This is a genomic window from Streptomyces sp. FH025, from assembly GCF_017427025.1.
Taxonomy (GTDB): domain Bacteria; phylum Actinomycetota; class Actinomycetes; order Streptomycetales; family Streptomycetaceae; genus Kitasatospora.
This window is the reverse complement of sequence record NZ_JAFLNG010000897.1, coordinates 1-2,630: the sequence shown is the minus strand read 5'-3', so window position 1 is coordinate 2,630 and position 2,630 is coordinate 1. Positions and strand designations below refer to the sequence as shown.

Sequence of the window (2,630 nt, the reverse complement as noted above, 5' to 3'; positions counted from 1 at the left end):
TGACAGGGGACCTGCGGGGCGGCACAATCGGGCACGTCCGCGCGCATTACCGCCCGGTAGGTGCGCCGCAGGAGCCGCCAGTGCCGCCAGGTCAAGGAGGACCCGTGTTCAGCACGATGCAGGACGTACCGCTCACCGTCGCCCGAATCCTGGAGCACGGGTCCACGATCCACGCCCGCTCGACCGTCACCACCTGGGACGGCACCGGCCCCGTCGTCCGGACGTACGCCGAGGTCGGCGCCCGCGCCGCCCAGCTCGCGCACGCGCTGCGCGACGAGCTCGGGGTGACCGGGGACGACCGGGTCGCCACCCTGATGTGGAACAACGCCGAGCACCTGGAGGCGTACCTCGCCGTCCCCTCGATGGGCGCGGTGCTGCACACGCTGAACCTGCGGCTGCCCGCCCGGCAGCTGTCGTTCATCGTCAACCACGCCGCCGACCGCGTGGTCATCGTCAACGGCAGCGTCCTGCCGCTGCTCGCCGCCGTGCTGCCGGAGCTGGCGCCCACCCTCCGGCACATCGTGGTGGCCGGCCCCGGCGACCGCTCGCTGCTGGCCGGCTTCGCGGGCGGGGTGCACGACTACGAGGAGCTGATCGCCGGCCGGCCGACCGACTACCCGTGGCAGCACGACATCGACGAGCGCCAGGCCGCCGTGCTCTGCTACACCTCCGGCACCACCGGGGACCCGAAGGGCGTGCTCTACAGCCACCGCTCGGTCTACCTGCACTGCATGCAGGTCAACACCGGCGACAACTTCGCCTTCACCCCGCGCGACATCGCGCTGCCGGTGGTCCCGATGTTCCACGTGAACGCCTGGGGCATCCCGCACGCCGCCTTCATGTCCGGCGCCAACCTGCTCATGCCGGATCGTTTCCTCCAGCCCAAGCCGATGGCCGAGATGATCGCCGCCGTCCGCCCCACCGTCAGCGCCGCCGTCCCGACCATCTGGAGCGGCCTGCTGGACGAGCTGGACGCGGGCGACTACGACACCTCCAGCCTGCGCATGGTGGTCATCGGCGGCAGCGCCTGCCCGCCCTCGCTGATGAAGGGCTACGAGGAGCGCCACGGCATCCGCGTGCTGCACGCCTGGGGCATGACGGAGACCTCCCCGCTCGGCTGCTTCGCCCAGCCGCCGGCCGGCCTCACCCCCGAGGAGGAGTGGCCGTACCGGGTCACCCAGGGCATCTTCCCGGCCTCCGTCGAGGCCCGGCTCATCGGCCCGGGCGGCGAGCGGATGCCGCACGACGGCGTCGCCGCGGGCGAGCTGGAGGTGCGCGGCCCGTGGATCGCCGGGGCGTACTACGGCGGCGCCGGGCAGGACCCGGTCCGTCCGGACGACAAGTTCTCCGAGGACGGCTGGCTGCGCACCGGCGACGTGGGCACCATCACCGCCGACGGCTACCTGACCCTCACCGACCGGGCCAAGGACGTGATCAAGTCCGGCGGCGAGTGGATCTCCTCGGTCGACCTGGAGAACCAGCTGATGGCCCACCCCGAGGTGGCCGAGGCCGCCGTGGTCGCCGTACCGGACGAGAAGTGGGGAGAGCGCCCGCTGGCCACCGTGGTGCTGCGCCCGGGCGCGACCGCCGGACTGAAGGAGCTGCGGGCCTTCCTGGCCGGGCGGATCGCGTCCTGGCAGCTGCCGGAGCGCTGGGCGATCGTCGAGTCGGTGCCGAAGACCTCGGTCGGCAAGTTCGACAAGAAGGTGATCCGGGCCAGCTACGCGGCCGAGGAGCTGGACGTCACGGTGCTCGGCAAGGAGTAGCGGACGACGAGGAGGGCCGGCCCCGTACGGAACGGGGCCGGCCCTCCTTCGCGTCTCCGGGATCGCGCGTCTCCGGGATCAGCCCGCGGCGGCGACGCCCGCCTCGCCCATCGCGCCGATCCGCCCGAGCAGGTCGACGATCCGGGACTGGACGTCCTCGCTGGTCGAGCGCTCGGCGAGGAACAGCACCGTCTCGCCGGTGCGCAGCCGGGGCAGCTCGCGCGGGTCGAGGTCGACCGAGGTGTAGACCACCAGCGGGGTGCGGTGCAGCCGGTCGTTGGCGCGCAGCCAGTCCAGCAGGCCGACTCTCCGGCGGCGGATCTGGAACAGGTCCATCACCACCAGGTTGGGCTGCACGCTGCTGGCCCGGGCGACCGCGTCGTTCTCGTCCACCGCGTGCTCGACGTGCATGCCGCGCCGCTCCAGGCTGCTGATCATGGCGGCGGCGATGTCCGGATCGCCCTCGACCAGCAGCACCCGCGGGGCGTGGTGCTCGCCGTCGCGCGGCGCGAGGGCGCGCAGCAGCACGGCCGGGTCGGCGCCGTACGCGGCGTCCCGGGTGGCCTGCCCGAGACCGGCGGTGACCAGCACCGGGACACGGCGGTTGAGCGCCGCGGTGCGCAGCGACTGCAGCGCGGTACGGGTGATCGGGCTGGTCAGCGGGTCGACGAAGAGCGCCGCGGGGAAGCCGCCGACCTGGGCGTCCACCTCCTCGCGGGAGCGGACGATCACCGGCAGGTAGCCGCGCGCCTGGAGCGCCTGGTTGGTGGCCGGGTCGGGCTCGGGCCAGACCAGCAGCCGCCGGGTGTTGGCCAGCTCGCCGGTCGGGGTCGACGGCCGCTCGGCCGGGAGCGGCGCCTCGAC

Annotated in this window: 2 protein-coding genes; one reads left to right on the top strand and one right to left on the bottom strand. The window is 73.5% G+C overall.

What is annotated here, in order from left to right:
• Nucleotides 1-104: 104 nt before the first annotated feature.
• Complete coding sequence (locus J0670_RS35395) at nucleotides 105-1,766, top strand: long-chain fatty acid--CoA ligase (protein WP_207816676.1); 1,662 nt, start codon at nucleotides 105-107, stop codon at nucleotides 1,764-1,766.
• Nucleotides 1,767-1,844: 78 nt separating this feature from the next.
• Here J0670_RS35395 and J0670_RS35390 read toward each other — a convergent pair.
• The coding region (locus J0670_RS35390) for a PleD family two-component system response regulator (RefSeq protein ID WP_207816674.1) at nucleotides 1,845-2,630 on the bottom strand (786 nt) is incomplete at its 5' end.